The sequence below is a fragment of the Streptomyces sp. Isolate_45 genome (genome assembly GCF_024721315.2).
Classification (GTDB): Bacteria; Actinomycetota; Actinomycetes; order Streptomycetales; family Streptomycetaceae; genus Streptomyces.
In genome coordinates, this window is record NZ_JANFAK020000037.1 from 13,409 (window position 1) to 40,331 (window position 26,923).

The window sequence follows — 26,923 nt, forward strand, 5'->3', positions numbered from 1 at the left end:
ACGGACCCCGCCCGTCACCAGCCGAGGTCCTCCAGGGCCTCCAGGTCGAGGGCGGGCCCCACGGCCGGCTCGGGGCCCGCCGTCAGGGACAGCTCCGCCCAGATGACCTTCCCGCGGTCCGTGTAGCGGGTGCCCCACCGTTCGGCGTACTGGGCCACCAGGAACAGGCCGCGGCCGCCCTCGTCGGTGGTCGCCGCGTACCGCAGGTGCGGGGAGGTGCTGCTGCCGTCGGAGACCTCGCAGATCAGGTTCCGGTCGTACAGCAGGCGGACCCGGACGGGCGCCGACCCGTACCGGATGGCGTTGGTGATCAGCTCGCTGAGGACGAGTTCCGCGGTGAAGGAGATCTCCTCCAGTCCCCAGGCGGCGAGCTGGGCGCCGCCCGCGCCCCGCACCCGGGACACGGCCGACGGATCGCCGGGCACCTCCCATTCCGCGATCCGGTCGGGGTCCAGCCGCCTGGTGTCGGCGATCAGCAGGGCGATGTCGTCGCTCGGCGACGGGAACAGCAGCGCGGCCAGCACGTCCGCGCAGGCCTGGTCGGGGCTGCGGCCGGGCTGCGACAGGGTCTCGCGCAGCAGGGCGAGCCCGGAGTCGAAGTCGCGGTCGCGGTCCTCCAGGAGGCCGTCGGTGAACAGCACGAGCCGGCTCCCCTCGGGCAGCCGCAGCCCCGTCGCCTCGAACGGCATGCCGCCCACGCCGAGGGGGAGCCCGGGAGGTAGTTCGGGGAACTCCACCCGTCCGTCGGCGTGCACCAGGGCCGGCCCGGGGTGGCCGGCGCTGGCGATCGTGCAGGCTCCGGAGGCCGGGTCGTAGACCGCGTACAGGCAGGTGGCGCCGGTGATCCCGGCGGGCTCCTCGCCGGTGTCGGGGCCCTCCCCGTCCGCGGCGGAACCCGCCCGGCCGCCCGTCCACGACGGCTCGTCACCGCCCCGGTCGGATGCCGCGCCGCCCGGGCCCTCGGCCGGAACACCGCGCTCCAGCTGGTCGATCCGGTCGATCAGCTCGTCCAGGTGTCCCAGCAGTTCGTCGGGCGGCATGTCGAGGGTGGAGAAGTTGTGCACGGCCGTGCGCAGGCGGCCCATGGTCGCCGCCGCGTGCACCCCGTGCCCCACCACGTCGCCCACCACCAGCGCCACCCGGGCGCCGGGCAGCGGGATCACGTCGAACCAGTCGCCGCCCACCCCCGCCTTCGCGGGCAGGTACCGGAAGGCCACGTCGACCGCGCTCAGGTCGGGCAGCACCCTCGGCAGCAGACTGCGCTGGAGGGTCACGGCCGTGGCGTGTTCCCGGGTGAAGCGGCGGGCGTTGTCGATGGACACCGCCGCCCGCGCCCCCAGCTCCTCGGCGAACGACAGGTCCTCGTCGTCGAAGGCCTCCGGCGTGTCCGCGGCCCGCCAGAAGTTCGCCATGCCCAGCACCACGCCCCTCGCCTGGAGCGGTACGGAGATCAGCGAGTGCAGCCCGTAGTCCAGGGCCACCCGGGTACCCGCGGCGTCCTGGGCCCGCCAGCCCATCGCGGCGTTCAGGTCGGGCGCGAGCACCGCGTGCCCGGCGTCCAGGGCCGCGGACATCGGGGCGGTGGGGACGGCGAACCGGATCACGTCGCCGACGGGCTGGAGCGGCTGGTCGGTGCGCACCCCCGACATCGCCGCCCGGCGCATCTCGGTGTGCGCGCCCGCGGCCGGGGACGGCTCCTCGCCGCGCAGCACCGGCTCCAGGAGTTCGACGGTGACGAAGTCCGCGAAGCGCGGCACGGCCACCTCCGAGAGCTCCTCGGCGGTGCGCACCACGTCCAGGGTGGTGCCGATCCGCACCCCGGCGTCGTAGAGCATCTGGAGCCGCTCCCGGGCCACCTCGGCGCGTCCGGCGAGAGCGGCGAGCTCCGTGGAGTCGCGCAGGGTCATGACGCTGCCCGAAGGACGTCCGGAGAAGGTCTCGGTGGGGCGGACGTTCACCGCGATGAGCCGGTCGCCCGCCCGGTGGACCTCGTCCGTCACGACCCTGCGGGAGGTCAGCAGCTCGGTGGTACGCGGGTCCAGGCCCAGCTCCGCCACGTGCCGCTGCTCGGCGTCGGGCGGCAGGTCCAGGAGCCGGCGGGCCTCGTCGTTGGCGAGGACCAGACGGTCGGACGTGTCGATGATCAGCACGCCCTCGCGCACGGCGTGCAGCACCGCCTCGTGGTGCTCGTTCATCCGGGCCATCTCGGCGGCGCCCAGGCCCCGCGTCTGGCGCCGCAGCCGCCGGCTGACCAGGGCGGCGCCGCCGGTGCCGAGGAGCAGGGCGCCCGCTGCCGCGCCGAGCAGCAGCGGCAGCTGCCCCTCGACCACGTTCGCGACCCTCTCGATCTCGATGCCGGTGGAGACCAGGCCGACGATGTCGCCGCGTTCGTCCCGTACGGGGACCACCGCGCGGACCGCGTCACTGGGCTTGCCCTGGAACACCTCGGTGAACGACAGGCCGGCGGCCGCGCGGGCGAGGTCGCCGGTGGCCCTCTCGCCGATCAGCTCGGGCCGGGAATCGGTGTAGCGGACGCCGTCGATGGTCATCACGGCCACGAAGTCCACCCCGGAGCCCTTCCGGGCGCCCTCCGCCAGGGCCTGGAGACCGGCCGTCGGGTCCGGGCCCCGCAGGGCGGCCGGCAGGCCGGGGGCGTGGGCGAAGGCCTCGGCGGCGGCCAGCGAACGGTTGCGGGCGTCCTGCCGGCTGTCGTAGCGGGCCTGGAACACCAGGGCCAACGCGGCCGCGGTGATCAACACCGCGACGATCACCGCCTGGAGCGCGAACACCTGCCCGGCGACCGTGCCCGGCGCCAGGGAGAGGCGCGCGAGCAGGCTTGCCGGCCGCGCTTCCCCGTGTCGACCCGAACGTCCGGTCATGAGCCCTTTCTAACACTGTCGCCGCGTCCCGGTGCGGTGGCCGCCGCCGCACGGTACGCGCGCGGGCTGAGGCCGACCCGGGCGCCGAAGTGCTGGCGGAAGGTGACCTCGCTGGCGAACCCGGCCCGCCGGGCCACTTCCGGGACGGGGTGGTCGGTGCGCTCCAGGAGTTTGCGGGCCTCGTCCAGACGCCGGCCGAGCAGCCACCGGTGCGGGGTGGTCCCGGTCGCCGCGGTGAAGTGCCGGGCGAAGGAACGGGGGGACATCCCGGCCCAGCGCGCCAGCGTCGCCACGTCCAGCGGCTCGTGCAGCCGGCGCAGGGCCTGTTCCCGTACGGCGGCGAGGGCCTCGGCGATCCGGTCCGCCGCCGGAACGGGCCGGTCCAGGTACTGGGCGTGGTCGCCGGTGCGGAACGGGCCGGTCACCATCGAGCGGGCGATGGCCGCCGCGGCCTCCGCCCCGTGGGCCTCCCGCACGAGGTGCAGGCACAGGTCGATTCCGGAGGCCACCCCGGCGGAGGTCCACAGCCCGTCGTCCTCCACGTACAGCGGGGCGTCCTCGACCAGCACCCCCGGATAGCGGGCCGCGAGTTGCGGGGCGAGCCACCAGTGGGTCACCGCCCGGCGGCCCTCCAACAGCCCGGCCTCGGCCAGTACGAAGGCCCCCGCGCACAGGGCGGCCACCGGAACGCCGCGGGCGTGCGCGGCGCGCAGCGCGGCGAGCACCGGCTCGGGCGTCGGGTCGCCGGGTTCGGCCAGCGCGGGCACGACGACCAGGTCGGCGGCGCTGAGCCAGTCGAGTCCGCGGTCGGGCGTGAGGGTGAGCCCGCCGGGCAGCGCGATCGGGCCGCCGTCCAGCGCGCACCGGCGCAGCTCGAAGGGGGGCACCCCGACCCGGCTGCGGTCGGGTCCCCACACCTCGGTGATGACGGCGAGGTCGAAGCTCCGGATCCCGGGCTGGGCGACGATCGCGACGCGCTCCATGGAGCCACTGTGCCAGACCCCGCCCGCACCGTCCTGCCAGGCCGGCAGGATCCCATCGATCAAGGTCCGCGCAGCCCCTGGGACGGGTGCGCCGCCGAGGACACGATGGAGCCATGACCGACACCGCGCACACCACGCCCCGACCGGCTCCCACCACCCCCGAAGCCGGCGGCCCGCAGCTCGCCGCCGACAGCGCCCTGATCGTCATCGACGTCCAGAAGGCATTCGACGACGCCTCCTTCTGGGGGCGGCGCAACAATCCGGACGCCGAGGACAACATCGCGGCCCTGATGGACGCCTGGCGGGAATCGGGGCGCCCGGTGGTCCTCGTACGGCACAGGTCCGTGCAGCCCGGCTCCGTGTTGGCCGAGGACCTGCCCGGGTACGCGTTCAAGGACCTGGTGGAGGAGCGCCGGAACGAGGCCCTGCTGATCACCAAGACCGTCAACTCGGCCTTCTACGGAACCCCCGACCTGGCCGACTGGCTGACCGCCCGGGGCATCCGCCAGGTGGTCGTCGCCGGGATCCAGACCAACATGTGCGTCGAGACCACGGCCCGGATGGCGGGCAACCTCGGCTACCGGGTCCTCGTGCCGCTGGACGCCACGCACACCTTCGACCTCGCCGGCCCCGACGGACTGTCCCTGACCGCCGACGAACTGGCCACGGCCACCGCGGTGAACCTGCAGGGTGGCGGCTTCGCCCGGGTCGTGACCACCGCTCAGCTGCTGTCCGCCGCCCGAGCCCAGGTCACCGCGTAGAAGGCGAGCCGGGCGTCCTCGCCGACGGGCCGCATCCCGGCGGCGGCCATGACCCGCCGGGAGGCCGTGTTCCCCCGGTCGGTGTCGCCCAGCACTGCGGCCGCCCCGTGCCGTCGGGCATGCTCCACCAGGGCCCGCAGCGCCTCGCTCGCGTAACCCCGCCCCCGGGCGGTCGGGACCAGCCCGTAGCCGACGGTCACCCGGCCCGCCCCGTCGGCCGGCCCGTGGAACCCGGCGCCGCCGATCACCGTCGCGTCCGCACGGCGCAGGATCTCGTACGCCCCGAACGGCGCGGGGTCCCCGCTCGCGGCCAGGACCCGCAGGTACCGCTCGGCCCCGGCCCGGTCCCCGGCGTCGGGATAGCCGGGGGCCCCGAGCAGGCCCGCGGCGGGGCCGCCGCCGGCCAGGAGGCGCCGGGCGCCGTCCGCGTCGAGGGGCAGCAGGTCCAGTCGGGGGGTCGTCAACGTGTCCATGGCACCCCGGAGTACCAGCCGGCCCCGGGCCGGCGCACCCGGATATCGCCCCCGCGCCCGCGCCCCCGGCCCCTGTCCCCGGCCCCGGACGGCGAAGGCCCGGACCCCCGTCGTCGCGGGGTTCCGGGCCTTCGCCGTGCGTGCCGGTCCGTTCGTCAGAGCACGTCGGCGGCGATGTTCTCCGCGACCCGCTCCAGCAGGGGGCCGGCGTTCGGGATGGACTTCGCCGGGTCGGGCTCCAGGTCGGTCAGCGGGTAGGCCTTGCGGATGCCCGCGGCCTCCAGCGCCTCCTGGTCCAGCAGCAGCCGTCCGCAGACCGCCACCACCGGCTTGCCCGCCGCGCGCGCCGCGGCCGCGACGCCCGCCGGGGCCTTGCCGTGCAGGGTCTGCTCGTCGAGCGAACCCTCACCGGTGATGACCAGCGTGGCCCGCTCCAGCGCCGGGGCGAAGCCCAGCACCTCCAGCATCAGCTCGATGCCGGGACGGAACGTCGCCCCGAGGAGCAGCGCCCCGTAGCCGATGCCGCCGGCGCCGCCCGCGCCCGGCAGCACCGCGCACTCGGCGGCCTTCGCGCCGATCGACTTCTCCAGCACGACCGCGAAGTGGGCCAGCGCCGCGTCCAGCGTCGCCACGTCCTCGGGCGAGGCGCCCTTCTGGGGGCCGTAGACCGCGGGCGCGCCCTTCGGGCCCGTCAGCGGGTTGTCCACGTCGCTCGCCAGGACGAACTCGACCTCGGCGAAGCGGGGGTCGATCCCGGACAGGTCGGCCGAGGCCAGACCGGCCAGCGCGCCGCCGCCCGGGCCGACCGGTTCACCGTTCGCGTCCAGGAACACCGCGCCCAGCGCCGCCAGCATGCCCGCGCCGCCGTCGGTGGTGGCGCTGCCGCCCACACCGAAGACGATCGAGCGGGCGCCCGCGTCCAGGGCGGCCTTCAGCAGCTCGCCCGAGCCGTACGTGGTGGCCGTCAGCGCGGCGAAGGTGCCGGCGGGCAGCAGCTGGAGGCCGGAGGCCTCCGCCATCTCGACCACGGCGGTACCGTCGCGCAGCGCGAAAGCGGCCGTGACCTGGTCGCCGAGGGGTCCGGTGACCCGTACCTCCCGGCGTTCGAAACCGGCCGCCACGGCGGCCGCGACCGTACCGTCGCCGCCGTCCGCGACGGGGAGGGTCTCGATCTCCACGTCCGGTACGGCCCTGCGAAGTCCGGCCGTCACCCGCTCCGCGACCTGAACGGCCGTGAGCGAGCCCTTGAATTTGTCCGCGGCGATGAGCACGCGCGCGGTCTCAGTTACTGCTCCGTCCGTCACCTTGCTAATCCCTTGCTATCGAACAGTGCAGTCGCGCCCCCATGAGCCTATCCGGAGGATCCTCCTATGCCCATGGGTGGCCTACGCCACAGGCGGCGCGCCATGCCTCTAAATACGGATATACGCCTGCATAGTGTGGCCGCATGAGCACGGATTCACTGGAACAGCCACGTCCGGATACCCCGGGTGGGGGGTCCGGCGGCCCTGGGGACGGCACGCCCGACCGTGGCGTCGTCACCATCGGCGTGATCGCCGTGCTGGCCGTCGTCGCCTGGGCCGCCCTCGGGAAGGAGTCCTTCGACTCCGCCTCGGGAACCGCCCTCACCTGGGTGTTGAACAACTTCGCCTGGCTGTTCGTGATCGCCGCCGACGTCTTCCTCGTCATGTGCGTCGTCCTCGCGTTCAGCCGCTTCGGGCGGATCCGGCTCGGCGCCGACGACTCCGAACCGGAGTTCACGAACCTCGCGTGGATCGCGATGATGTTCAGCGCCGGCATGGGCATCGGCCTCATGTTCTACGGGGTCGGCGAGCCGCTCACCCACTACCTGAACCCGCCCCCGGCCTCCGGGGCGGCCCCGGGCACCGGCGCGGCCGCCCTCGCGGCCATGGAGTACTCCTTCTTCCACTGGACGCTCACCCCCTGGGCCATCTACGGCATCGCCGGGCTCGCCCTCGCCTACGCGACCTTCCGCAAGGGCCGCGGCAACCGTCTCAGCTCCGCCTTCGTCCCGCTGATGGGGGAGGAGCGGGCGAACGGGCCCGCCGGCAAGGCGATCGACCTGCTCGCCGTCTTCGCCACCGTCTTCGGCACCGCGACCAGCCTGGGCCTCGGCGCCCTCCAGGTGTCCAAGGGCCTCAACATCACCACCGGCGTCGAGGACTCCACCACCGTCGAGTTGATCATCATCGCCTCGCTGTCGGCCGCCTTCGTGCTCTCCGCCTTCTCGGGCCTGCACAAGGGCGTCAAGTGGCTGAGCACCATCAACCTCGTGCTCGCCGCCGTCCTGATGCTCTTCGTCTTCGTGCTCGGCCCCACCGTCCACATCCTGGACGTGATCCCCTCCAGTGTCGGCGGATACCTGGACGAGCTGCTGCCCATGGCCAGCCGCACCGGCGCCTTCACCGACAGCGCCTGGCTCGGCGCCTGGACCATCTTCTACTGGGCGTGGTGGCTCTCCTGGGCGCCCTTCGTCGGCACCTTCATCGCCCGGATCTCCCGCGGCCGCACCATCCGGGAGTTCCTCGTCGGCGTCCTGCTCGTCCCGAGCGGCGCCACCGTGATCTGGTTCTGCGTCATGGGCGGCACCGCCATCCGCCTCCAGTCCACCGGCGCCGCCGACCTCGCGAGCAAGCTCAAGGAGGGCACCGAGGCCTCGCTGTTCGCCATGCTCGACGCGCTGCCGCTCGGCACCGTCACCTCCTGGGTCGCGATGGTCCTGGTCATGACGTACTTCGTCACCAGCGCCGACTCGGCCTCCCTGGTCATGGGCTCGCTCACCAGCCGCGGCTCGCTGAACCCGCCGACCTGGCTCGTCGTCACCTGGGGCGTGCTCATGGCCTCCGTGGCCGCCGTGCTGCTCGTCGCGGGCGGTCTGAAGTCCCTGCAGACCGCGACCATCCTGGTCGCCCTGCCCTTCGCCGTCGTCATGCTGCTGCTGTGCTGGGCCCTGGTGAGGGAGTTGCGCGAGGACCCCGGCGCCGGCCCCGCACGCCACCACGCCCTGCACGGCGTGCGGGACGCCGTCAAGGCCATGGTCGGCGACTCCGTCACCGACCGGGCGCCGACCCGTCACCTCCGGCTGCGGCGCGTCGCCGAGTCCAGGGGGCGGGACCGCGAGGACGGCGGTACCCCGCAGGTGTGATCGCGCGGGGCTGCCCTGCGGACGGCCGCGGACGGCTGGGTAGGGTGGCGCCGTGACCACCACCGAAGACTTCGCCACGTACATCGCGAGCCTGCCCCGGGTGCTGGCCGGCGCGGCCGCCCTCTTCCGCGACGCCGCGGGCCGGGTCCTCCTCGTGGAGCCCAACTACCGTGAAGGCTGGGCCCTGCCCGGCGGCACGATCGAATCCGACCTCGGCGAGACCCCGCGGACGGCGGCCCGCCGCGAGAGCGCGGAGGAGATCGGCATCGACGTCCCGCTCGGCCGGCTCCTCGCCGTGGACTGGTCGCTGGGCACCGGCCGCCCGCCGCTGGCCGCCTACCTCTACGACGGCGGCGTGCTCGACGAAGCGCAACTCGCCTCGATCAAGCTCCAGGAGGAGGAACTGCTCTCCTGGAAGCTGGTCGAACCGGGCGAACTCACCACGTACCTCCTCGGATCCCTCGGCCGGCGGACCGAAGAGGCCTACCGCGTGCTGGAGTCCGGCGAGGGCACCGTGGAACTGGAGAACGGCCGCCGCCCCGTGGCGTAGCGGCAGATCGCAGGCCAGGCGGGTACCCGCAGCGGACACGAGCAGGACAGAATCAGCAGATGATCACGATGTACGCCTGGCCGAGCACGGCCGACGGGCCCGACGCCCTCCCCATGGTCCACTTCACCACCGACCAGCAGGCCGGTGACGAGGTCACCGAAGACGGCTCGCCCGTCTGGCTGTTCGACAACGCGATACGCGAGGGCGGCTGGTCCCCCTTCGAGGATTTCGAGGGCTGGTCCGCGCCCGCCGAGGGCTGGCAGGCCTTCTACCGCCGCGAGGACGACCTCCTCGCCGTCACCGGACCCGCCTCCTGCGAGGGCTGGTACCAGGGCCGCCTCGGCGCCGACCCCGCCTGGGTCGACGCGGCCTCCGCCCAGCAGAGCGTCGTCCTCCTCGCGGCCCCCGTCCAGCACCCGGACCTCTACGCCTACGCGGTGGAGGCGGGCGCCGGATTCGCCCTCCTCGTCCCCCTCTCGGTGATCTGAGCTACTTCCCCGCCCCTTCGAACTCCAGCAGCCGCACCTTGCGCTCGATGCCGCCCCCGTAGCCCGTCATGCCGCCCGAGGCGCCGATCACGCGGTGGCAGGGCACGATGATGCCGACCGGGTTCTTCCCGTTGGCCAGGCCCACCGCGCGCGAGGCGCTCGGCTTGCCCAGTTCCGCCGCGAGCTGCCCGTACGACCACGTCTCGCCGTACGGGATCCGCACCAGCTGCTCCCACACGCTGCGCTGGAAGGCGGTGCCCTCCATCCGCACCGGGACGGTGAACTCCCTGAGCTCACCGGCGAAGTACGCGGCCAGCTGCCGGCGCACCTCCGGGAAGGGTTCCTCGGTGTCCGCGACCCGTTCGCCGAAGGACTCCTCGGCGGGCCGGTGGCGCTGGCCGGTCATGTACAGGCCGCTCAGGACGCCGTCGGTGGCGACCAGGGTCAGCGGTCCGTAGGGGCTGTCCACGACGGTGTGCTGCTTGCTGCTCATGGGGGGCGCTCCTCAGACGGGCAGGTGGTTGATGGGGTGGGCGTCGGTGGCCCACAGGTACTGGACGGCGTAGGCGCGCCAAGGCCGCCAGAGCGCCGCCCGGGCCGTCAGCGCGGCCGGGGTGGAGGGGAGCCCGAGCTCCCCGGCCGCCCGTCGGATCCCCAGGTCGGACGGCAGGAACGCGTCCGGGTCGCCCAGGGCCCGCATCGCGATGATCTCGGTGGTCCACGGCCCGAAGCCGGGCAGGGCGTTCAGCCCGGCGCGGGCCGCCTCCCAGTCGCTGTCGATGCCCAGCGGCAGCGAGCCGTCGGCCAGTGCCCCGACCAGGGTGGTGAGCGTCGTACGGCGGCTGCGCGGCATCGACAGGGTCTCGGGGTCGAGGGCGGCCAGGGCCTGCGGGGACGGGAACAGGTGCGTGAGGCCGCCGTGGGGATCCTGGACGGGCTCCCCGTACGCGGTCACCAGCCGGGCCGCGTGCGTCCGCGCCGCGGCGGTGGAGACCTGCTGGCCGAGCACCGCCCGGACGGCGAACTCCGCCGCGTCGACCGTGCGCGGCACCCGGCGCCCCGGCGCCTTGTCCACGAGCGGGGCCAGCAGCGGATCGGCGCGCAGCTGGTCGTCCACGGCCTCCGGGTCGGCGTCCAGGTCGAGCATCCACCGGCACCGGCTGATGGCGATGGTCAGGTCGCGCAGGTCGGTCAGGGCGAGCCGGCAGCCGATGTGGTCGGGCCCGGGGGTCAGGGCCACCACGCCGGTGCCGTACGGCAGGCGCAGCGTCCGCCGGTAGGCGCCGTCGCGCCACTCCTCGACCCCGGGTACGGCGGTCGCGGCGAGGTGCCCGAACAGGTTGTCCGGGTTCAGCGGGGCCCGGTACGGCAGGCGCAGGCTGAGCGTTCCCGGGATCCGCGGTTGCGCCTCGGGCCGCCCGGCCGCCCGGCCGGCCCGGATCCGCAGGTCGCTGGGGGAGAGCGCGAAGACCTCCCGGACGGTGTCGTTGAACGCGCGGATCGAGGAGAACCCGGCGGCGAAGGCCACGTCGCCCATCGGCAGCTCGGAGGTCTCGATCAGCAGCCGGGCCGTCTGGGCACGCTGGGCCCGGGCCAGGGCCAGGGGACCGGCCCCGAGCTCGGCCAGGAGCTGGCGCTCCACCTGCCGGGTCGAGTAGCCGAGCCGGGTGGCCAGGCCGGGCACGCCCTCCCGGTCGACGACCCCGTCCTGGATCAGCCGTACGGCGCGGGCGACGGAGTCGGCGCGGGCGTTCCACTCGGGGGAGCCGGGGCTGGTGTCGGGCCGGCAGCGCTTGCAGGCCCGGTAGCCGGCCTGCTGGCAGGCCGCCGCACTGGGCAGGAAGCTCATGTTCTCGACCTTGGGGGGCACGGCCGGGCAGCTGGGCCGGCAGTAGATCCCCGTGGTCCGCACGGCGGTGAAGAACCATCCGTCGAAGCGGGCGTCCTTCGACTGCACGGCTCTCACGCAGCGGTCTGTATCGGTGTGCATGGCTCCAGGATCCCGACCCCGGACCCTCCGGGCTGGCGGTTTTCCGACATCAAGGCTAACCCCGGGCTCTGCCGGCGGGGGCTCTCCGGCGAGGGCGAACACGGGGAAGACGGACATGGGGAAGGCGGACATGGCGAAGGCCCCGGGTGCCAGGGGCACCCGGGGCCTTCGCCATGTCGTTACGAGCGGCAGCCCTACGGGAGCTGCGCCGCCCGCGCCTCGCGCCGGTTGTGCCGGAAGGTGTTGGCCCTCCGGGTCGTCGCGAACAGCGGGATGGTCGCCGCCAGCGCGATCTGGAGCGCGCAGCCGGCCTGGAGCAGGATCTGGCCGCCCGGGGCGTCGAACGCCCAGGCCGCCAGCAGGCCCATCGCCCCGACGATCCAGCTGAGCATCGCCGCCGCGAGGACTCCCCGCGGCTTGGGGTACTCGACCCGGCTCACCATCAGCCAGGCCACCCCGATGATCGCCAGCAGCGTCGGGATGAAGGGCAGCTCCAGCAGCACGATCGAGACGACCGTGAGCGCGCCGAAGGGGCTCGGCATGCCCTGGAACATGCCGTCCTTCATCGTCACGCAGCTGAATCTCGCCAGTCTGAGCACCACGGCGAGCAGGACGACGATCGCGGCCAGCGCCGACATCTTCTGGTGCGCGTCGTCGGCGACCATGCCGTAGACGAGCACGAAGTAGGCGGGAGCCAGACCGAAGCTGATCAGGTCGGACAGGTTGTCCAGCTCGGCACCCATCGGCGAGCTGCGCAGCTTGCGGGCCACGATGCCGTCGAAGAGGTCGAAGACCGCGGCGAGCAGCATCAGTATCACTGCCGTCGCGGCGCTGTGCCGGGCCATGCCCGACTCACCGCTGCCGGTGAGGTGCGGAATGAGGATCCCGGTGGTGGTGAAGTACACCGCCATGAATCCGCACGTCGCGTTGCCGAGAGTGAGGGTGTCCGCTATCGACAGCCGCAACGAGAGCGGCATGTCGTCTTCGGCGGACTCCTCCTCGGCGGACTCGGGCACCCACCCCGCCGAGGGGGTGGAGGGAGTCTCAGGGTCAGTCACGGTCAATTCGGGTCACCCCCGCGGTGGTGGCCTGACCGACCTCGACCGCGACCTCGACGCCCTCGGGGAGGTAGATGTCGACGCGCGAGCCGAAGCGGATCAGTCCGATGCGTTCGCCCTGCTCCACCTTGGTGCCGGCCGGCAGGTACGGGACGATGCGCCGGGCGACGGCGCCGGCGATCTGCACCATTTCGATGTCGCCCAGTTCGGTGTCGAAGTGCCAGACAACGCGCTCGTTGTTCTCGCTCTCCTTGTTGAACGCCGGGACGAACCCGCCGGGGACGTGCTCCACGGACGTCACCGTGCCCGCGAGGGGCGCACGGTTGACGTGGACGTTCAGCGGGCTCATGAAGATCGCGACGCGGGTCCGCCCGTCCTTCCACGGCATGATGCTCTGCACCACACCGTCGGCGGGCGAGATGACGCGGCCCTGCGCGATCTCACGCTCGGGGTCGCGGAAGAACCACAGCATGCCCGCCGCGAGCGCGGTGGCGGGCACGGCCGCCGCGGCCCAGCGTCCGGACTTGCGGGCCCGGGTGAGGCTGAGCGCCGCGGTGGCGACGGTCGGCAGAAGCCACGGCGATGCTCCGCGAGCGATACGTCCGCCGAGGAGGCCGACGCGAGGTGCAGAGGTTTGGCTGTGGGGCATGGATGACCTTCGTAGCGGGTGATTGCCGCGCCGTAAACGGGGGGACGGGACGGCGGCTTTACTGGAATGCTATCGGTTGCGCGCAACAACTGGGCAAGCCAGAAGCCGAGTCGATGGCCGCCGTCCAGTCACTGGCTGTGATCCCGTTGCGGAGGATCGCTGGGCGATCCACCGCAAATGGGACTTTCAGCCCTGGAGCCGGTACTCCTCGAGCAGGCGTCGCCCAATGATCATTTTCTGGATCTCGGCGGTACCTTCGCCGATCAGCAGCATCGGGGCCTCCCGGTAGAGGCGCTCGATCTCGTACTCCTTCGAGAATCCGTATCCACCGTGGATACGGAACGCGTCTTCCACGACTTCCTTGCAGTATTCGGAGGCGAGGTACTTCGCCATCCCTGCTTCGAGGTCGTTTCGTTCCCCGGAGTCCTTTTTGCGTGCCGCATTGACCATCATCGCATGGGCGGCTTCGACCTTGGTAGCCATCTCGGCCAGCTTGAACTGAATGGCCTGGTGCTCAGCGATGGCCTTGCCGAAAGTGTGACGTTGCTGGGCATACGAGACACCCAGTTCGAACGCACGTTGTGCGACGCCACAACCACGGGCCGCCACGTTCACGCGGCCGACCTCCACGCCGTCCATCATTTGGTAAAACCCTCGGCCCGTCTGCCCGCCGAGGACGCGATTGGCCGGAATGCGCAGTCCGTCCATGATGAGCTCGGTCGTGTCGACGCCCTTGTAGCCCATCTTGTCGATCTTGCCGGGGATGGTCAGGCCCGGACGGACCTCGCCGAAGCCCGGCTCCTTCTCGACCAGGAAGGTCGTCATCGACTTGTGGGGCGCCGTGCCCTCGGGGTGTCCTTCGTCACTTCGCACCAGAACGGCCACCAGGGTGGACGTGCCGCCGTTCGTCAGCCACATCTTCTGGCCGTTCAGGACGTACTCGTCACCGTCCTTCACCGCCTTGGACGTGATGGCCGACACGTCGGATCCCAGGCCCGGCTCGGACATCGAGAACGCGCCGCGCACCTCGCCCAGCGCCATCCGCGGGAGGAAGTGGTCCTTCTGCTCCTGCGTGCCGTGCTGCTTGAGCATGTACGCCACGATGAAGTGGGTGTTGATGATGCCCGAGACGGACATCCAGCCCCGCGCTATCTCCTCCACGCACAGCGCGTAGGTGAGCAGCGACTCACCCAGGCCGCCGTACTCCTCGGGGATCATCAGCCCGAAGAGGCCGAGCTCCTTGAGGCCGTCGACGATCTGCTGCGGGTACTCGTCGCGGTGCTCCAGCTCGGTCGCGACCGGGATGATCTCCTTGTCGACGAACTCCCGGACGGTCTTGAGGATCTCCCGCTGGACGTCGGTCAGCCCGGCGGTCTGGGCGAGTCGGGCCATGGCTACTTCCCCTGTTCCTTCAGCGTGGGCCGGCCGGGCTGCTCGCCGCCGCGCTCCTTGATGTACGTCTCGGTCGGGACCATCACCTTGCGCCGGAAGACGCAGACGAGGGTGCCGTCCTGCTTGTATCCCTTGGTCTCCACGTACACGATGCCGCGGTCGTCCTTCGACTTCGACGGCGTCTTGTCGAGGACCGTGGTCTCGCCGTAGAGCGTGTCGCCGTGGAAGGTCGGCGCCACGTGCCGCAGGGACTCGATCTCCAGGTTGGCGATGGCCTTCCCGGAGACGTCCGGCACGGACATGCCCAGCAGCAGCGAGTAGATGTAGTTGCCCACGACCACGTTCTTGCCGAAGTCGGTGGTGTTCTCGGCGTAGTTGCTGTCCATGTGGAGCGGGTGGTGGTTCATGGTCAGCAGACAGAACAGGTGGTCGTCGTACTCGGTGACCGTTTTCCCGGGCCAGTGCTTGTAGACCGCCCCGACCTCGAACTCTTCGTACGTGCGTCCGAACTGCATGAGGGTCAGGCCTTTCTAGCCGACGGGGATTTCGAACTTGCTGGTACGCCGCATGCCGGCGGCGCGGCCCTTGCCCGCGATGACCAGGGCCATCTTGCGGCTGGCCTCGTCGATCATCTCGTCGCCGAGCATCGCCGAGCCCTTCTTGCCGCCCGCCTCGGACGTGCACCAGTCGTACGCGTCGAGGATCAGCTCGGCGTGGTCGTAGTCCTCCTGCGACGGGGAGAACACCTCGTTGGCCGCGTCGACCTGGCCGGGGTGCAGCACCCACTTGCCGTCGAAGCCGAGGGCCGCGGCGCGGCCGGCGACCTCGCGGTAGCCGTCCACGTTCTTGATCTGGAGGAAGGGGCCGTCGATCGCCTGGAGGTCGTGGGTGCGGGCGGCCATCAGGATGCGCATCAGGATGTAGTGGTAGGCGTCCGCGCCGTAGCCGGGCGGCTGCATGCCCACGACCAGGGACTTCATGTTGATCGAGGCCATGAAGTCGGCCGGCCCGAAGATGATGGTCTCCAGGCGCGGCGAGGCGCCCGCGATGGCGTCGACGTTCACCAGGCCCTTGGCGTTCTCGATCTGCGCCTCGATGCCGATCTTGCCGACCTCGAAGCCCATGGTCTTCTCGATCTGGGTGAGCAGGAGGTCGAGCGCCACGATCTGCTGGGCGTCCTGGACCTTCGGCAGCATGATGCAGTCGAGGTTCTGGCCGGCGCCCTCGACGACCGTGATGACGTCGCGGTACGTCCAGTGCGTCGTCCAGTCGTTGACGCGCACCACGCGGGTCTTGCCGGTCCAGTCGCCGTTGTTCAGGGCGTCCACGATGGTGTGGCGGGCGCCTTCCTTGGCGAGCGGGGCGCAGGCGTCCTCCAGGTCCAGGAAGACCTGGTCGGCGGGCAGGCCCTGGGCCTTCTCCAGGAAGCGCGGGTTGGAACCCGGCACCGCGAGGCAGGAACGGCGCGGCCGCAGCCGGTTCACCGGGGAAGAGGGCGTGGTCATGCGGGGACCTCCGTGCTTTCGAGAGAGTCGAGCTTGTTGGCCTTGCGGATCTCGTCGACGATACGGCCGATGATCTCCGTGATGCCGAAGTCCTTCGGAGTGAACACGGCGGCCACCCCGGCCGCCTTCAGCGACACCGCGTCGGCCTGGGGAATGATGCCGCCGACGATGACGGGGATGTCGCCCGCCCCCGCCGCGCGCAGCCGTTCCAGGACGTCGGGCACCAGCGCGCTGTGCGAACCGGACAGGATGGACAGTCCCACGCAGTGGACGTCCTCGGCCAGTGCCGCCGAGGAGATCTCCTCGGGCGTCAGCCGGATTCCCTGGTAGACCACCTCGAAGCCCGCGTCGCGGGCCCGGACGGCGATCTGCTCCGCGCCGTTGGAGTGTCCGTCCAGGCCCGGCTTGCCGACCAGCAGGCGCAGCCGGCCGGAGCCGAGCTCGTCGGCCGTGCGGGAGACCTTCTCGCGGACGAGCGCCATCGGCGTGCCCGCCTCGGCGGTGACGGCGACCGGGGCCGAGGAGACGCCGGTCGGGGCGCGGAACTCGCCGAAGACCTCGCGCAGGGCGCTCGACCACTCGCCGGTGGTGACGCCCGCCCGGGCGCACTCCAGGGTGGCCTCCATCAGGTTCTCGGTGCCCGCCGCGGCTTCCTTGAGGCGTTCGAGGGCCTGCTGGGTGGTCGGGAAGACGAAGGGGTCGCCGTCGCCCTGGCGGTCCGAGGACTCCTGCCGCTCGGCGCGCCAGCGGCGGATGCGCTCCACGGTCACGGCCTCGGTGGCCGGGTCGACCGTCATGATGGCGCCGTCCAGGTCGGCGGTGAGCGGGTTCTCCTCGGTCTGCTGGAAGCAGTTGACGCCGACGATCTTGTCCTCGCCGGCCTCGATCCGGGCGCGCCGCTCGGCGTGCGAGGAGACCAGCTGCGACTTGAGGTAGCCGGACTCGACGGCGGCCATCGCGCCGCCCATCTCCTGGATCCGGTCGATCTCGGCGAGGCACTCCTCGACCAGCGAGCCGACCTTCGCCTCGATCACGTGGGAGCCCGCGAAGACGTCCTCGTACTCCAGCAGGTCGCTCTCGTGCGCCAGGACCTGCTGGATGCGCAGCGACCACTGCTGGTCCCACGGCCGGGGCAGGCCCAGCGCCTCGTTCCAGGCGGGCAGCTGCACCGCGCGGGCGCGGGCGTCCTTGGAGAGGGTGACCGCCAGCATCTCCAGCACGATGCGCTGGACGTTGTTCTCGGGCTGCGCCTCGGTCAGGCCCAGGGAGTTGACCTGGACGCCGTAGCGGAAGCGCCGCTGCTTCTCGTTGGTGATGCCGTAGCGCTCCAGGGTGACCTTGTCCCAGATGCGGCCGAAGGCGCGCATCTTGCACATCTCCTCGATGAAGCGGACGCCCGCGTTCACGAAGAAGGAGATCCGGGCGACGACCTCGCCGAACCGCTCCTCGGGCACCTGGCCCGAGTCGCGAACCGAGTCCAGGACGGCGATGGCGGTGGACATCGCGTACGAGATCTCCTGGACCGGGGTGGCCCCGGCCTCCTGCAGGTGGTAGCTGCAGATGTTGATCGGGTTCCACTTCGGGATGTGGTTGACCGTGTACGCGATCATGTCCGTCGTCAGGCGGAGCGAGGGCCCGGGCGGGAAGACGTGCGTCCCGCGCGAGAGGTACTCCTTGACGATGTCGTTCTGGGTGGTGCCCTGGAGCAGGGCGATGTCCGCGCCCTGCTCCTCGGCGGCCACCTGGTAGAGCGCCAGTAGCCACATGGCGGTGGCGTTGATCGTCATCGAGGTGTTCATCTGCTCCAGGGGGATGTCCTGGAACAGCCGGCGCATGTCACCCAGGTGGGAGACCGGGACCCCGACCCGACCCACCTCGCCGCGGGCGAGGATGTGGTCGGGGTCGTAGCCCGTCTGCGTCGGCAGATCGAAGGCGACGGACAGGCCGGTCTGGCCCTTGGCGAGGTTGCGGCGGTACAGCTCGTTGGACGCCTCGGCCGTGGAGTGGCCGGCGTACGTCCGCATGAGCCACGGCCTGTCCTTCTGGCGCTCTGTCATCTCAGGCGATCCTCTGCGGACTTCAGATGTTCCGGAACCGGTTGATGGCGTCGATGTGCTGGGCGCGCAGCTCGTGGTCGCGGACGCCCAGACCCTCCGCGGGCGCCAGCGCCAGGACGCCGACCTTGCCCTGGTGGAGGTTGCGGTGGACGTCGTAGGCGGCCTGCCCGGTCTCCTCCAGGGAGTAGACCTTCGAGAGCGTGGGGTGGATCTTGCCCTTGGCGATCAGGCGGTTGGCCTCCCAGGCCTCGCGGTAGTTCGCGAAGTGCGAGCCGATGATCCGCTTGAGCGACATCCACAGGTAGCGGTTGTCGTACTCGTGCATGTAGCCCGAGGTGGAGGCGCAGGTGGTGATGGTGCCGCCCTTGCGGGTGACGTAGACGCTCGCGCCGAAGGTCTCGCGGCCGGGGTGCTCGAAGACGATGTCGATGTCCTCGCCGCCGGTCAGCTCGCGGATGCGCTTGCCGAAGCGCTTCCACTCCTTCGGGTCCTGGGTGTGCTCGTCCTTCCAGAACTTGTAGCCCTCGGCGTTGCGGTCGATGACCGCGGTCGCGCCCATGGCCCGACAGATGTCGGCCTTCTCGGGGCTGGAGACCACGCAGATCGGGTTGGCGCCGCCGGCCAGCGCGAACTGGGTGGCGTACGAGCCGAGGCCGCCGCTGGCGCCCCAGATCAGGACGTTGTCGCCCTGCTTCATGCCGGCGCCGTTGCGGGAGACCAGCTGGCGGTAGGCGGTCGAGTTGACCAGGCCGGGGGAGGCGGCCTCCTCCCAGCTGAGGTGGTCGGGCTTGGGCATCAGCTGGTTGGACTTGACCAGCGCGATCTCCGCCAGGCCGCCGAAGTTGGTCTCGAAGCCCCAGATGCGCTGCTCGGGGTCGAGCATCGTGTCGTTGTGGCCGTCGGAGGACTCCAGCTCGACCGAGAGGCAGTGCGCGACGACCTCGTCGCCGGGCCGCCAGGCGTTGACGCCGGGGCCGGTGCGCAGCACGACGCCCGCGAGGTCGGAGCCGATGACGTGGTACGGCAGGTCGTGGCGCTTGCTGAGCTCGCTGAGCTTGCCGTAGCGCTCCAGGAAGCTGAACGTGGAGACCGGCTCGAAGATCGAGGTCCACACGGAGTTGTAGTTGACCGACGAGGCCATGACGGCCACCAGGGCCTCGCCCGGGCCCAGCTCGGGCAGCGGGACCTGGTCGAGGTGGAGGGACTTGCGCGGGTCCTTCTCGCGGGTCGTGAGCCCCGCGAACATTTCCGCTTCGTCCTTGTGCACGGTGATCGCGCGGTACGAGTCGGGCAGCGGCAGCGCCGCGAAGTCTGCGGCGGTGGCGGACTGCGACTGAATCGCGTCCAGGATGTCCTTCACGGTATTGCCTCCGGCGAGCGCTGATGAGGGTGCGCTGAGGGATACGCGGGTGCGCGGGATACGTGTGGTGTGGGTGGTGCGGGTGCCGTCGGTCCGGCGGAGCTTGTGCCGGCCCGCCTGTGGTGGGGCGGGCCCGGTGGCCTGGTGACGCAGGCATCCGGGGCGCGTTCCGTGCCGAGTGGGCGTGGGCCGCGGGGACATCCGGACGAGATTCAACGTATGGCACCCCGTGTCACTCGACAAGGCACCGCGTGCCAAAACTTTCTCTCATTTGCCGATTGACCTGCGCAGATGAGCGATGATCGATCAGAGTTACCCGCGAGTAGGGGCAAGGTGGACATACGACAACGGCCGCCCCCGAAACCGGGAGCGGCCGCTGTGACCGGAACCACCCGGCCGATGGCCGGGAAGTTCGCCTACTTGTTCCTGAGCGCCTCTTCGATGGTCCGCATGACCTCGTCCAGCGGGGCGTCCGTACGGGCCACCGCGACCAGCACCTCGCCCTCGGTGCGCACCGCCGCCGGCGCCGGCGCGGCGGTGCCCGCCGTGCGGCCCGCGCCGATCCCCGAACCGAAGGTCTTGCGCACGATCGAGAAGGCGTGGTCCAGCTGCGCCTCCACGTCCCCCTGCCCGCCGGCCCGCAGCCAGCGCCGCAGCACGTGGTTGTGGGCGGTCACCACCGCCGAGGCGGCCACCTCCGCCAGCAGCGGGTCGTCGTTGCCGTCGTGGTGGTCGGTCTCGTCGAAGTGCGCCAGCAGGTACCGGGTGAACAGCCGCTCGTAGCGGGCCACCGAGGCGATCTCCCGCTCGCGCAGCGCCGGCACCTCACGGGTCAGCCGGTAGCGCTCCACCGACACCGAGGGGGCGGCGGCGTACATCTTCATGACTTCCTTGATCCCACGGCACACCGTGTCGAGCGGGTGCTCGTGCGCCGGCGCCACGTCCAGCACTGCCTCGGCGCGGGTCAGGGTGTCGTCGTGGTCCGGGAAGATCGCCTCTTCCTTGGACCGGAAGTGCCGGAAGAACGTCCGGCGGGCCACCCCGGCGGTCGCGGCGATCTCGTCGACCGTCGTGGCCTCGTACCCCTTGGTCGCGAACAGCTCCATGGCCGCCGTGGCCAGCTCCCGGCGCATCTTGAGCCGCTGGGCGGCCGCTCGGGTGCCGGCCGCGCTCTCCGGGACGTCCGGGGCGGAGGAGGCGCGGGGTGAGGTCTTGGCGGGCTGGGACATAGAGCGAAAGTACTTCATTCGCGCAGGGGAGCGCGCCTGTGGGGGGTGGACGGGGGATGGATGCGGGGGAGGGCCCGCACTGGGCTCGGGAGGGTTCGTCCGCCGTGAGGGTCCGGCGGACCCGAGCAACCCTCCCCACGCATCCTGCTCGGGGCCCGGCCGGTTACCGGCGGGCGTACTCACGGAATCCGCGGCCGGTCTTGCGCCCCAGGCAGCCCGCCGCCACCAGGTGCTCCAGCAGCGGGGACGGGGCCAGACCGGGATCGCGGAACTCCTGGTGGAGCACCTTCTCGATGGCGAGCGACACGTCCAGGCCGACCACGTCGAGGAGCTCGAAGGGCCCCATCGGGTAGCCGCCGCCCAGCTTCATCGCGGCGTCGATCTCGTCGATGCCCGCATAGTGCTGCTCGACCATCTTGATGGCGTTGTTCAGGTACGGGAACAGCAGCGCGTTCACGATGAACCCGGCCCGGTCGCCGCAGTCCACCGGGTGCTTGCGCACCTTGCCGCAGACCTCGCGGACGGTGGCGTGCACGTCATCGGCCGTCAGCACGGTCCGCACCACCTCGACCAGCTTCATCGCGGGAGCCGGGTTGAAGAAGTGCATCCCGATCACGTCCTGGGGCCGCGACGTCGCACGGGCCACGGCGATCACCGGGAGCGAGGAGGTGGTGGTGGCCAGCACCGCGCCCGGCTTGCAGACCTTGTCCAGCCCGGCGAACAGCTCCTGCTTGACCGCGAGGTCCTCGGCGACGGCCTCGACGGCCAGGTCCACCTCCGCGAACGCCTCCAGCGAACCGGCCGGCGCGATCCGCCCCAGGGTCGCCGCGGCGGCCTCCTCGGTCAGTCGGCCCTTGGACACCGCACGGCCCAGGGACTTCCCGATCGCGGCCTTCGCGGCCTCCGCCTTCTCCTGGCTGCGGGCCGCCAGCACCACGTCGTACCCGGCCTGCGCGAAGACCTGGGCGATACCGCTCGCCATCGTCCCGGAACCGGCCACCCCGACCGAGGACACCGGACGGCCGGCGCCGAGCAGCGAACCGTCCGGCGGGGTCTGGAGGTCGCGGACGATCACCGAACTGCCCGGAGCCTCGTACGTGTAGAAGCCGCGCCCGGACTTCTGCCCGGTGAGGCCGGCCTCGGCGAGGTGGCCCAGGATCGGGGCCGGGGCGTGCAGCCGGTCCCCGGAGGAGGCGTACATCGCCTCCAGGACGGTACGGGCCGTGTCCACGCCGACCAGGTCGAGCAGGGCCAGCGGCCCCATCGGCAGGCCGCAGCCGAGCCGCATCGCCGCGTCGATGTCCTCGCGGGAGGCGTACTTGGCCTCGAACATGGCGGCGGCCTGGTTGAGGTAGCCGAACAGCAGGCCGTCGGCGACGAACCCGGGCCGGTCGCCGACCGACACCGGCTCCTTGCCGAGCTCGCGCGCCAGATCGGTGACCGCCTCGACGGCCGGCGGCGCGGTGAGCACGCAGGAGACGATCTCGACGAGCTTCATCGCGGGCGCCGGGTTGAAGAAGTGCAGGCCCAGCACGCGTTCGGGTCGCTGCGACTCGGCGGCGAGCCGGGTCACCGAGAGGGCGTTGGTGCCGGTGGCCAGGATCGTGTCGGGCCGCACGATCGCGTCGAGCTCGCAGAACAGCCGGTGCTTGAGCTCGTAGTCCTCCGGGACGACCTCGATGACGAGGTCGGCCTCGGAGGCCGCGGCGAGGTCGGTGAAGGTGCGGAACCGGGCGAGGACGCCCTCGCGCTCCTGCTCGGTGATCAGCTCCCGGGTGACGGAACGGGCCGTGGCGGAGGCGAGGGAGGCGGTGGCGCGCCGGGCGGCGGCCTCGCTGACGTCGATGCCGATGACCTCGCGGCCGGCCCGGGCCAGGATCTCGGCGATACCGGTGCCCATGGTGCCGAGGCCGACGACGGCGACGGTCCGGAGGGTGGACTGACTGGACGTGGACGGACGGTCCATCGCGGGACTCCAGTGGAAGAGGGTGACGACTGAGGGTGGCGGCGCGCGGTGCACGGCGCGCGCGGAGTCCGTACGGGGAGAAGGAGGCCGTACGGGAGAGGGGAAGAAGCCGCACGGAAGGAACGGAAGCCGTGCGGAAGGAGCCGTGCGGGTGGGCCCGGTGAGAGGCGCCCTGAGGGTGGGGCGCGGCGGGCCGGTGGGGCGGCACGACCCTGTCCCGGGGTCCTGCCGTGGTGTTGCGGTTGAACCGACTGGTACGGGGCGGCTGCGTCACCAGGCCGTCCTCGTACGTATGGCAGTGACTGTAACCCGCTGGTAACTGGTCCGCCAGAGTGCGGAGATGTGACCTGGAACGCCCAAATGTACCGATCATCGATCATCGATCAACGGGGTCCTCGGAACGCCTGATTCCGGGGGCCCGGCGCGCCTAGGGTGGGCGGGTGAACGACGTGCTGGAGCGCCTGCGGGCGGAGTCGACCGGATCCCCGGAGTACGAGGCGCTGCTCGCGGCCGACCCCGACGCGCTGGCGGACTCCCTGACCTCGGCCGGCCGGCCCCTGTGGGCCCGCGAACTGGCCGCCTACCGCCTGGGCCTCGCCGGGGACCGGCGCGCCTTCGAGCCGTTGGTGCTGCTCCTGAACCACCGTGACCCGCCGCGCTGCGAGGCCGCCGCCCGGGCCCTGGCCGTCCTCGGGGACCCGCGCACCGCCCGCGCGGCGGCGGCCCTGGCCACCAACTCCCTGCGCACCGCCTACGCCCTGCACCCGGTGCGGCTGCTGGCCGCGCTGCGCGCCCCCGAGTCGGCCCCCGCCCTGATCGCCACCCTGTCGCGGCTGCTCGCGCCGCACGACCCGTACTGGCGGGTGGCGCTCGCCTGCGTGGAGGGGCTGGGGGCCCTGGCCGACGCCCGCGCCCGCGACGTGCTCGTCCGGGCGCAGTCCCACCCGCGCCTCGCGGTCGCGGCGACGGACGCCCTGGGCCGCCTGCTGGGCGGACACCCGGACGCCTAGGGTCCCGTCCCCGGACGCCTGGTCGCTTCGCCCCGGGTGGCCGCCCGGGGCGGGTCAGGCGGGCAGGATCGCGAAGGCCTCCACCTCCAGGAGGAGTTCGGGGCGGAAGAGGGCCGCGACCTGGACCGCCGAGGACGCCGGCAGGAGGTCCGGGGCGATCACCTCGTCCCTGGCCGCGCGGACGGCGGGCAGGTGGGCGACGTCGGTGACGAAGTAGGTCAGCTTCACCACGTGTTCGAAGCCCGCGCCCGCCGCCGCCAGGCACCGGCGCAGGTTCTCGAAGACCTGCCGGGCCTGGGCGGCGGCGTCGCCCTCGCCGACCAACTCGCCCTTCTCGTCGAAGGCGCACTGTCCGGAGACGGCCACGAAGCGGCCGGTCCCCCAGACGACGTGGTTGTATCCGGAGCCGGGCGCGACGCCCTCGGGAGCGGCGACGCGGGTGAGCCCGCCGGCCGTGTGCGGTGTCGTGATCATGGGGACGATCCTGCCCCGGCCGGGGTCAGTGGCGGAAGCCCAGGAGCCCGTGCAGGGCGGCGCCGCCCGAGGAGGGCGGGAGCGCCTTGGTCGCCGCCGCCGGGGTCGGGGCCGGCTGGGCCGGGCAGGTGGCGTCGGCGGCCGCTCCCGTCCTCAGGTACGCGGCGAGCTTCTCGTCCAGGCACTTGTTGCCGCTGAGGGCGATGCCGTGGTTGCCGCCCCCCTCCTCCACCACCAGTGCCGAACCCTTCAGCTTGTCCCGCATGCTCACCGCGCCGCCGAAGGGCGTCGCGGCGTCCTCCGTCGCCTGGAACAGCAGCGCGGGCGGGAGTTCGGAGTTCGTCACGTCCGGCGCGCGCAGGGACTCCGTCGGCCAGAACGCGCAGGGCGCGTTGTACCACGCGTTGTTCCAGGTCATGAAGGGCGCCTTGGCGTGCGTGCGCCACATGTCGGCGCGCCACGCGTTCCAGTCGGTCGGCCAGGCCGAGTCCCGGCACTGCACCGCCGTGTAGACGCTGTACCCGTTGCCGGCCGAGGGCTCCACCGCGCCGAACCGCTCGTACGCCGCCACGAGCGGCTTCGCGTCCTGCTTCAGGACGTACGCCGCGAAGGCCTCGGCGAGGTTCGGCCAGTAGCCGTTGTAGTAGCCGCCCGGCATGTACGTGTCCTCCAGCTCGGCCGGGCCCACCTTGCCGCCCGCCGGGGTGCCGCGCAGCGCGTCCCGCATCCCGTACCAGAGCTTCTCGACCCGCGCCGGGTCGGTGCCCAGCCCGTACGTGGCGTCGTACTTGGCCACCCACGCGAGGAACGCCTTGTGGCGGGCGTCGAAGGCCAGGTCCTGCGAGAGGTTGTCCTCGTACCAGACCCCGGCCGGGTCGACCACGGAGTCCAGGACGAGCCGGTGCACCCGGTCCGGGTGGAGGCGGGCGTACACCGCGCCGAGGTAGGTCCCGTACGAGTATCCGAAGTAGCTCAGGCGCTGCGCCCCGAGCGCGGTGCGCAGCACCTCCAGGTCGCGGGCGGCGGAGACGGTGCCGACGTGGGGGAGCACGTCCGCGTGCTTGGTCCGGCAGGAATCGGCGAAGGCGCGGACCCGCTCCAGGTTGGCCCGTTCGGTCGCCGCGTCGAGCGGTACGGAGTCCGGACGCACGGGGTTGAAGTGCCCGGCGGCGCAGTCCAGGGACGGCTCGCTCCTGCCGACGCCCCGGGGGTCGAAGCCGATCACGTCGTACTGGGCGGCCACGTCCTTGGGCAGGGTGGAGGCGACGAACCCGGCCAGGGCGCGGCCGCTGCCGCCCGGACCGCCGGGGTTGACCAGCAGCGGGCCCTGGGAGGTGGCGGCGGTGTGCGGCACCCGGGTCAGGGCCAGGGAGATCTGCCGTCCGGCGGGCCGGTCGTGGTCGAGGGGGACGGGGAGGGAGGCGCACTGGAGCGTCGGGTAGCGGGGGGTCGCGCAGCCGGTCCAGCGCAGCGCCGCCTGCCCGGGCGCGGCGGCGGCCGGGGCCGCGGGGTCCGCCGGGGCGGCCGTCACGGGACTCGTCAGCACGGCGGCGACGGCGGAGATCGACAGCAGGACGGCGGCGCGCCTCTTCGCGGCGGCGCGCTTCTTCGTGGGGTGGAGCATGGGGCCTCCCAGCCGAGGGTTCTGGGCGGAATCGTCCCGGAAACCGTGCCCGGAAGGCGGGATTGGGCGGCGCATTGGCCCGATGTGATGACCCTTCAAGGGCCGTCGCGGGTCACAGGAGGGTCAGCTGCGTCGGCCCGGACGCTTCCGCCCCGGCGGCTCCCGCGCCCTGCGGCCGGACCGAACCGGCTCGGCGGGGCGCCCCGCGACCGCCCGGGCCGATGCCGAATTCGGCCGCCAGTCGGTGGACTTGGCGGGTGATCTGCCGCTGGTACCAGGTCGGCGCGTACGAACCGCCCGCGTACATCCGTTCGTACCGTTCGATCAGGTGGGGGTGGTGCTCGCCCAGCCAGGCCGTGAACCACTCGCGCGCCCCGGGCCGCAGATGGAGTACCAGGGGTGTCACGGAGGTGGCCCCGGACTCCGCGACGGCCCGGACGGTGTCCCTCAGCTGCTCCGGGGAGTCGCCGAGGAAGGGGATCACCGGGGCCATCAGCACCCCGCACTCGATGCCCGCCTCCGTCAGGGTCCGCACGGCGTTCAGTCGGGCGGCGGGCGAGGGCGTACCGGGCTCCACGGTCCGCCACAGGGCGGTGTCGGTGAAGCCGACGGAGACGGAGATGCCGACGTCGGTGACCTCGGCCGCCTCCCGGAGCAGGGGGAGGTCGCGCAGGATGAGCGTGCCCTTGGTCAGGATGGAGAAGGGGTTGGCGCGGTCCCGCAGGGCCTCGATGATCCCGGGCATCAGTCGGTAGCGGCCCTCCGCGCGCTGGTAGCAGTCCACATTGGTGCCCATCGCGATGTGCGCGCCGGTCCACCGGGGCGCGGCGAGCTCGCGGCGCAGCACCTCCGGGGCGTTCGTCTTGACGACGATCTGCGAGTCGAAGCCGAGGCCCGTGTCGAGATCGAGGTAGGCGTGCGTGCGGCGGGCGAAGCAGTACACGCACGCGTGACTGCAACCCCGGTACGGGTTGACCGTCCATTCGAACGGCATGCGCGAGGCGCCCGGGACCTTGTTGACGAGGGACCGGGCCCGGACCTCGTGGAAGGTGATCCCCCGGAATTCGGGGGCGTCGATCGTACGGCTCACGACGGCGCCCGCCCCGAACAGCGCGGCGGGCCCGGTGGGCCGTACGTCCCCGCCCTCCCCGACGTGGGCGGCGTTGTCGGCGTGATCGGTCAGGCTGTCCCAGCGCATCGGCGCCTCCCTCGGTGGCTCGGCCCCGAGAATAGAACAAACGTTCCCATGATCGTGCGGACCGGCACCTCCGACCCGCACGGGCCGGTGGCCGGGCGGACCGGATTTGGG

The 26,923-nt window shown here is 72.2% G+C and carries 23 protein-coding genes; 5 read left to right on the plus strand and 18 right to left on the minus strand.

Translation table 11 applies throughout. From position 1 onward, the window contains the following. Nucleotides 1–14: 14 nt before the first annotated feature. Both NOD94_RS14800 and NOD94_RS14805 read right to left on the minus strand, forming a co-directional pair. The gene (locus NOD94_RS14800; protein ID WP_281206368.1) at nt 15–2,879 is read right to left on the minus strand and encodes a SpoIIE family protein phosphatase; all 2,865 of its coding nucleotides are present in this window, start codon (nt 2,877–2,879) and stop codon (nt 15–17) included. After that, nucleotides 2,876–3,862, minus strand: a complete 987-nt coding sequence (locus tag NOD94_RS14805; protein ID WP_281206404.1) for a helix-turn-helix domain-containing protein — start codon at nt 3,860–3,862, stop codon at nt 2,876–2,878. Before NOD94_RS14805 ends, NOD94_RS14800 begins: the two co-directional genes overlap by 4 nt. A gap of 113 nt (nt 3,863–3,975) precedes the next feature. On the opposite strand from NOD94_RS14805, the gene NOD94_RS14810 reads away from it, so the two are divergent. Then, the gene (locus NOD94_RS14810; protein WP_281206369.1) at nt 3,976–4,623 is read left to right on the plus strand and encodes a cysteine hydrolase family protein; all 648 of its coding nucleotides are present in this window, start codon (nt 3,976–3,978) and stop codon (nt 4,621–4,623) included. Here the strand turns inward: NOD94_RS14810 and NOD94_RS14815 are convergent. Both NOD94_RS14815 and NOD94_RS14820 read right to left on the minus strand, forming a co-directional pair. Next, nucleotides 4,584–5,096 (minus strand): GNAT family protein, encoded by a 513-nt coding sequence (locus NOD94_RS14815; RefSeq protein WP_281206370.1) that lies wholly within the window; start codon nt 5,094–5,096, stop codon nt 4,584–4,586. The two genes, NOD94_RS14810 and NOD94_RS14815, sit on opposite strands and share 40 nt — an antisense overlap. A 155-nt stretch (nt 5,097–5,251) precedes the next feature. Next, complete coding sequence (locus NOD94_RS14820; protein WP_281206371.1) at nt 5,252–6,400, minus strand: glycerate kinase; 1,149 nt, start codon at nt 6,398–6,400, stop codon at nt 5,252–5,254. A 143-nt stretch (nt 6,401–6,543) separates the two neighbouring features. On the opposite strand from NOD94_RS14820, the gene NOD94_RS14825 reads away from it, so the two are divergent. From NOD94_RS14825 to NOD94_RS14835, 3 genes are read left to right on the plus strand one after another with little or no spacing between them, the layout of a single operon-like run. After that, nucleotides 6,544–8,262: a BCCT family transporter gene (locus NOD94_RS14825; RefSeq protein ID WP_281206372.1), complete on the plus strand. Its 1,719-nt coding sequence runs from the start codon at nt 6,544–6,546 to the stop codon at nt 8,260–8,262. 52 nt (nt 8,263–8,314) lie between these two features. Beyond that, nucleotides 8,315–8,812, plus strand: coding sequence for an NUDIX hydrolase (locus NOD94_RS14830; protein WP_281206373.1), 498 nt, complete (start codon nt 8,315–8,317; stop codon nt 8,810–8,812). A gap of 59 nt (nt 8,813–8,871) precedes the next feature. Continuing rightward, nucleotides 8,872–9,300 carry a hypothetical protein gene (locus tag NOD94_RS14835; RefSeq protein WP_281206374.1) on the plus strand — a complete coding sequence of 143 codons (429 nt, stop codon included), beginning with the start codon at nt 8,872–8,874 and terminating at the stop codon, nt 9,298–9,300. A gap of 1 nt (nt 9,301) precedes the next feature. Here NOD94_RS14835 and NOD94_RS14840 read toward each other — a convergent pair whose 3' ends face one another. The 11 genes from NOD94_RS14840 to NOD94_RS14890 form a co-directional block, all read right to left on the minus strand. Next, on the minus strand, nt 9,302–9,793 hold the full coding sequence (locus NOD94_RS14840; protein ID WP_281206375.1) for a methylated-DNA--[protein]-cysteine S-methyltransferase: 492 nt from the start codon (nt 9,791–9,793) through the stop codon (nt 9,302–9,304). Between the two features lie 12 nt (nt 9,794–9,805). Then, nucleotides 9,806–11,290, minus strand: coding sequence for an AlkA N-terminal domain-containing protein (locus NOD94_RS14845; RefSeq protein ID WP_281206376.1), 1,485 nt, complete (start codon nt 11,288–11,290; stop codon nt 9,806–9,808). 194 nt (nt 11,291–11,484) lie between these two features. Next, nucleotides 11,485–12,306, minus strand: coding sequence for a CDP-diacylglycerol--serine O-phosphatidyltransferase (gene pssA, locus NOD94_RS14850; RefSeq protein ID WP_281206405.1), 822 nt, complete (start codon nt 12,304–12,306; stop codon nt 11,485–11,487). Nucleotides 12,307–12,340: 34 nt separating this feature from the next. Next, nucleotides 12,341–12,997, minus strand: coding sequence for a phosphatidylserine decarboxylase (locus NOD94_RS14855; RefSeq protein ID WP_281206377.1), 657 nt, complete (start codon nt 12,995–12,997; stop codon nt 12,341–12,343). 186 nt (nt 12,998–13,183) lie between these two features. Further along, complete coding sequence (locus NOD94_RS14860; RefSeq protein WP_257553451.1) at nt 13,184–14,389, minus strand: acyl-CoA dehydrogenase family protein; 1,206 nt, start codon at nt 14,387–14,389, stop codon at nt 13,184–13,186. A 2-nt stretch (nt 14,390–14,391) separates the two neighbouring features. Continuing rightward, on the minus strand, nt 14,392–14,904 hold the full coding sequence (locus NOD94_RS14865; RefSeq protein ID WP_073909130.1) for a MaoC family dehydratase: 513 nt from the start codon (nt 14,902–14,904) through the stop codon (nt 14,392–14,394). 15 nt (nt 14,905–14,919) lie between these two features. Next, entirely contained in the window at nt 14,920–15,894 is a 975-nt protein-coding gene (locus NOD94_RS14870) for a CoA ester lyase (protein WP_281206378.1), read from the minus strand. Continuing rightward, nucleotides 15,891–17,951 (minus strand): protein meaA, encoded by a 2,061-nt coding sequence (locus NOD94_RS14875; RefSeq protein WP_281206379.1) that lies wholly within the window; start codon nt 17,949–17,951, stop codon nt 15,891–15,893. The genes NOD94_RS14870 and NOD94_RS14875 overlap by 4 nt, the downstream gene beginning before the upstream one ends. Nucleotides 17,952–17,973: 22 nt before the next feature. Further along, complete coding sequence (gene ccrA / locus NOD94_RS14880; RefSeq protein WP_281206380.1) at nt 17,974–19,311, minus strand: crotonyl-CoA carboxylase/reductase; 1,338 nt, start codon at nt 19,309–19,311, stop codon at nt 17,974–17,976. A gap of 416 nt (nt 19,312–19,727) precedes the next feature. Next, nucleotides 19,728–20,540: a TetR family transcriptional regulator gene (locus NOD94_RS14885; RefSeq protein WP_281206381.1), complete on the minus strand. Its 813-nt coding sequence runs from the start codon at nt 20,538–20,540 to the stop codon at nt 19,728–19,730. A gap of 163 nt (nt 20,541–20,703) precedes the next feature. After that, the gene (locus NOD94_RS14890; RefSeq protein WP_281206382.1) at nt 20,704–22,506 is read right to left on the minus strand and encodes a 3-hydroxyacyl-CoA dehydrogenase; all 1,803 of its coding nucleotides are present in this window, start codon (nt 22,504–22,506) and stop codon (nt 20,704–20,706) included. Nucleotides 22,507–22,946: 440 nt separating this feature from the next. Between NOD94_RS14890 and NOD94_RS14895 the strand changes: the two genes are divergently transcribed. Continuing rightward, nucleotides 22,947–23,516 carry an adenylosuccinate lyase gene (locus tag NOD94_RS14895; protein WP_281206383.1) on the plus strand — a complete coding sequence of 190 codons (570 nt, stop codon included), beginning with the start codon at nt 22,947–22,949 and terminating at the stop codon, nt 23,514–23,516. A gap of 54 nt (nt 23,517–23,570) precedes the next feature. Here the strand turns inward: NOD94_RS14895 and NOD94_RS14900 are convergent, their stop codons facing one another. The 3 genes from NOD94_RS14900 to NOD94_RS14910 form a co-directional block, all read right to left on the minus strand. After that, nucleotides 23,571–23,990 carry a RidA family protein gene (locus NOD94_RS14900; protein WP_281206384.1) on the minus strand — a complete coding sequence of 140 codons (420 nt, stop codon included), beginning with the start codon at nt 23,988–23,990 and terminating at the stop codon, nt 23,571–23,573. A gap of 25 nt (nt 23,991–24,015) precedes the next feature. Continuing rightward, nucleotides 24,016–25,614 carry an alpha/beta hydrolase gene (locus NOD94_RS14905; protein ID WP_281206385.1) on the minus strand — a complete coding sequence of 533 codons (1,599 nt, stop codon included), beginning with the start codon at nt 25,612–25,614 and terminating at the stop codon, nt 24,016–24,018. 112 nt (nt 25,615–25,726) lie between these two features. After that, complete coding sequence (locus NOD94_RS14910; RefSeq protein ID WP_281206386.1) at nt 25,727–26,812, minus strand: Rv2578c family radical SAM protein; 1,086 nt, start codon at nt 26,810–26,812, stop codon at nt 25,727–25,729. Between the last annotated feature and the right edge of the window lie 111 nt (nt 26,813–26,923).

Excerpts from the sequence above, each read along its gene's own strand:
- NOD94_RS14885 (WP_281206381.1), bottom strand. The coding sequence starts at position 20,540 with ATGTCCCAGCCCGCCAAGACCTCACCCCGCGCCTCCTCCGCCCCGGAC.
- NOD94_RS14835 (WP_281206374.1), top strand. The coding sequence starts at position 8,872 with ATGATCACGATGTACGCCTGGCCGAGCACGGCCGACGGGCCCGACGCC.
- NOD94_RS14875 (WP_281206379.1), bottom strand. The coding sequence starts at position 17,951 with ATGACAGAGCGCCAGAAGGACAGGCCGTGGCTCATGCGGACGTACGCC.
- NOD94_RS14890 (WP_281206382.1), bottom strand. The coding sequence starts at position 22,506 with ATGGACCGTCCGTCCACGTCCAGTCAGTCCACCCTCCGGACCGTCGCC.
- NOD94_RS14825 (WP_281206372.1), top strand. The coding sequence starts at position 6,544 with ATGAGCACGGATTCACTGGAACAGCCACGTCCGGATACCCCGGGTGGG.
- NOD94_RS14905 (WP_281206385.1), bottom strand. The coding sequence starts at position 25,614 with ATGCTCCACCCCACGAAGAAGCGCGCCGCCGCGAAGAGGCGCGCCGCC.
- NOD94_RS14865 (WP_073909130.1), bottom strand. The coding sequence starts at position 14,904 with ATGCAGTTCGGACGCACGTACGAAGAGTTCGAGGTCGGGGCGGTCTAC.
- NOD94_RS14805 (WP_281206404.1), bottom strand. The coding sequence starts at position 3,862 with ATGGAGCGCGTCGCGATCGTCGCCCAGCCCGGGATCCGGAGCTTCGAC.
- NOD94_RS14810 (WP_281206369.1), top strand. The coding sequence starts at position 3,976 with ATGACCGACACCGCGCACACCACGCCCCGACCGGCTCCCACCACCCCC.
- NOD94_RS14845 (WP_281206376.1), bottom strand. The coding sequence starts at position 11,290 with ATGCACACCGATACAGACCGCTGCGTGAGAGCCGTGCAGTCGAAGGAC.
- NOD94_RS14815 (WP_281206370.1), bottom strand. The coding sequence starts at position 5,096 with ATGGACACGTTGACGACCCCCCGACTGGACCTGCTGCCCCTCGACGCG.
- NOD94_RS14910 (WP_281206386.1), bottom strand. The coding sequence starts at position 26,812 with ATGCGCTGGGACAGCCTGACCGATCACGCCGACAACGCCGCCCACGTC.
- NOD94_RS14900 (WP_281206384.1), bottom strand. The coding sequence starts at position 23,990 with ATGATCACGACACCGCACACGGCCGGCGGGCTCACCCGCGTCGCCGCT.
- NOD94_RS14840 (WP_281206375.1), bottom strand. The coding sequence starts at position 9,793 with ATGAGCAGCAAGCAGCACACCGTCGTGGACAGCCCCTACGGACCGCTG.
- NOD94_RS14800 (WP_281206368.1), bottom strand. The coding sequence starts at position 2,879 with ATGACCGGACGTTCGGGTCGACACGGGGAAGCGCGGCCGGCAAGCCTG.
- NOD94_RS14860 (WP_257553451.1), bottom strand. The coding sequence starts at position 14,389 with ATGGCCCGACTCGCCCAGACCGCCGGGCTGACCGACGTCCAGCGGGAG.
- NOD94_RS14855 (WP_281206377.1), bottom strand. The coding sequence starts at position 12,997 with ATGCCCCACAGCCAAACCTCTGCACCTCGCGTCGGCCTCCTCGGCGGA.
- NOD94_RS14870 (WP_281206378.1), bottom strand. The coding sequence starts at position 15,894 with ATGACCACGCCCTCTTCCCCGGTGAACCGGCTGCGGCCGCGCCGTTCC.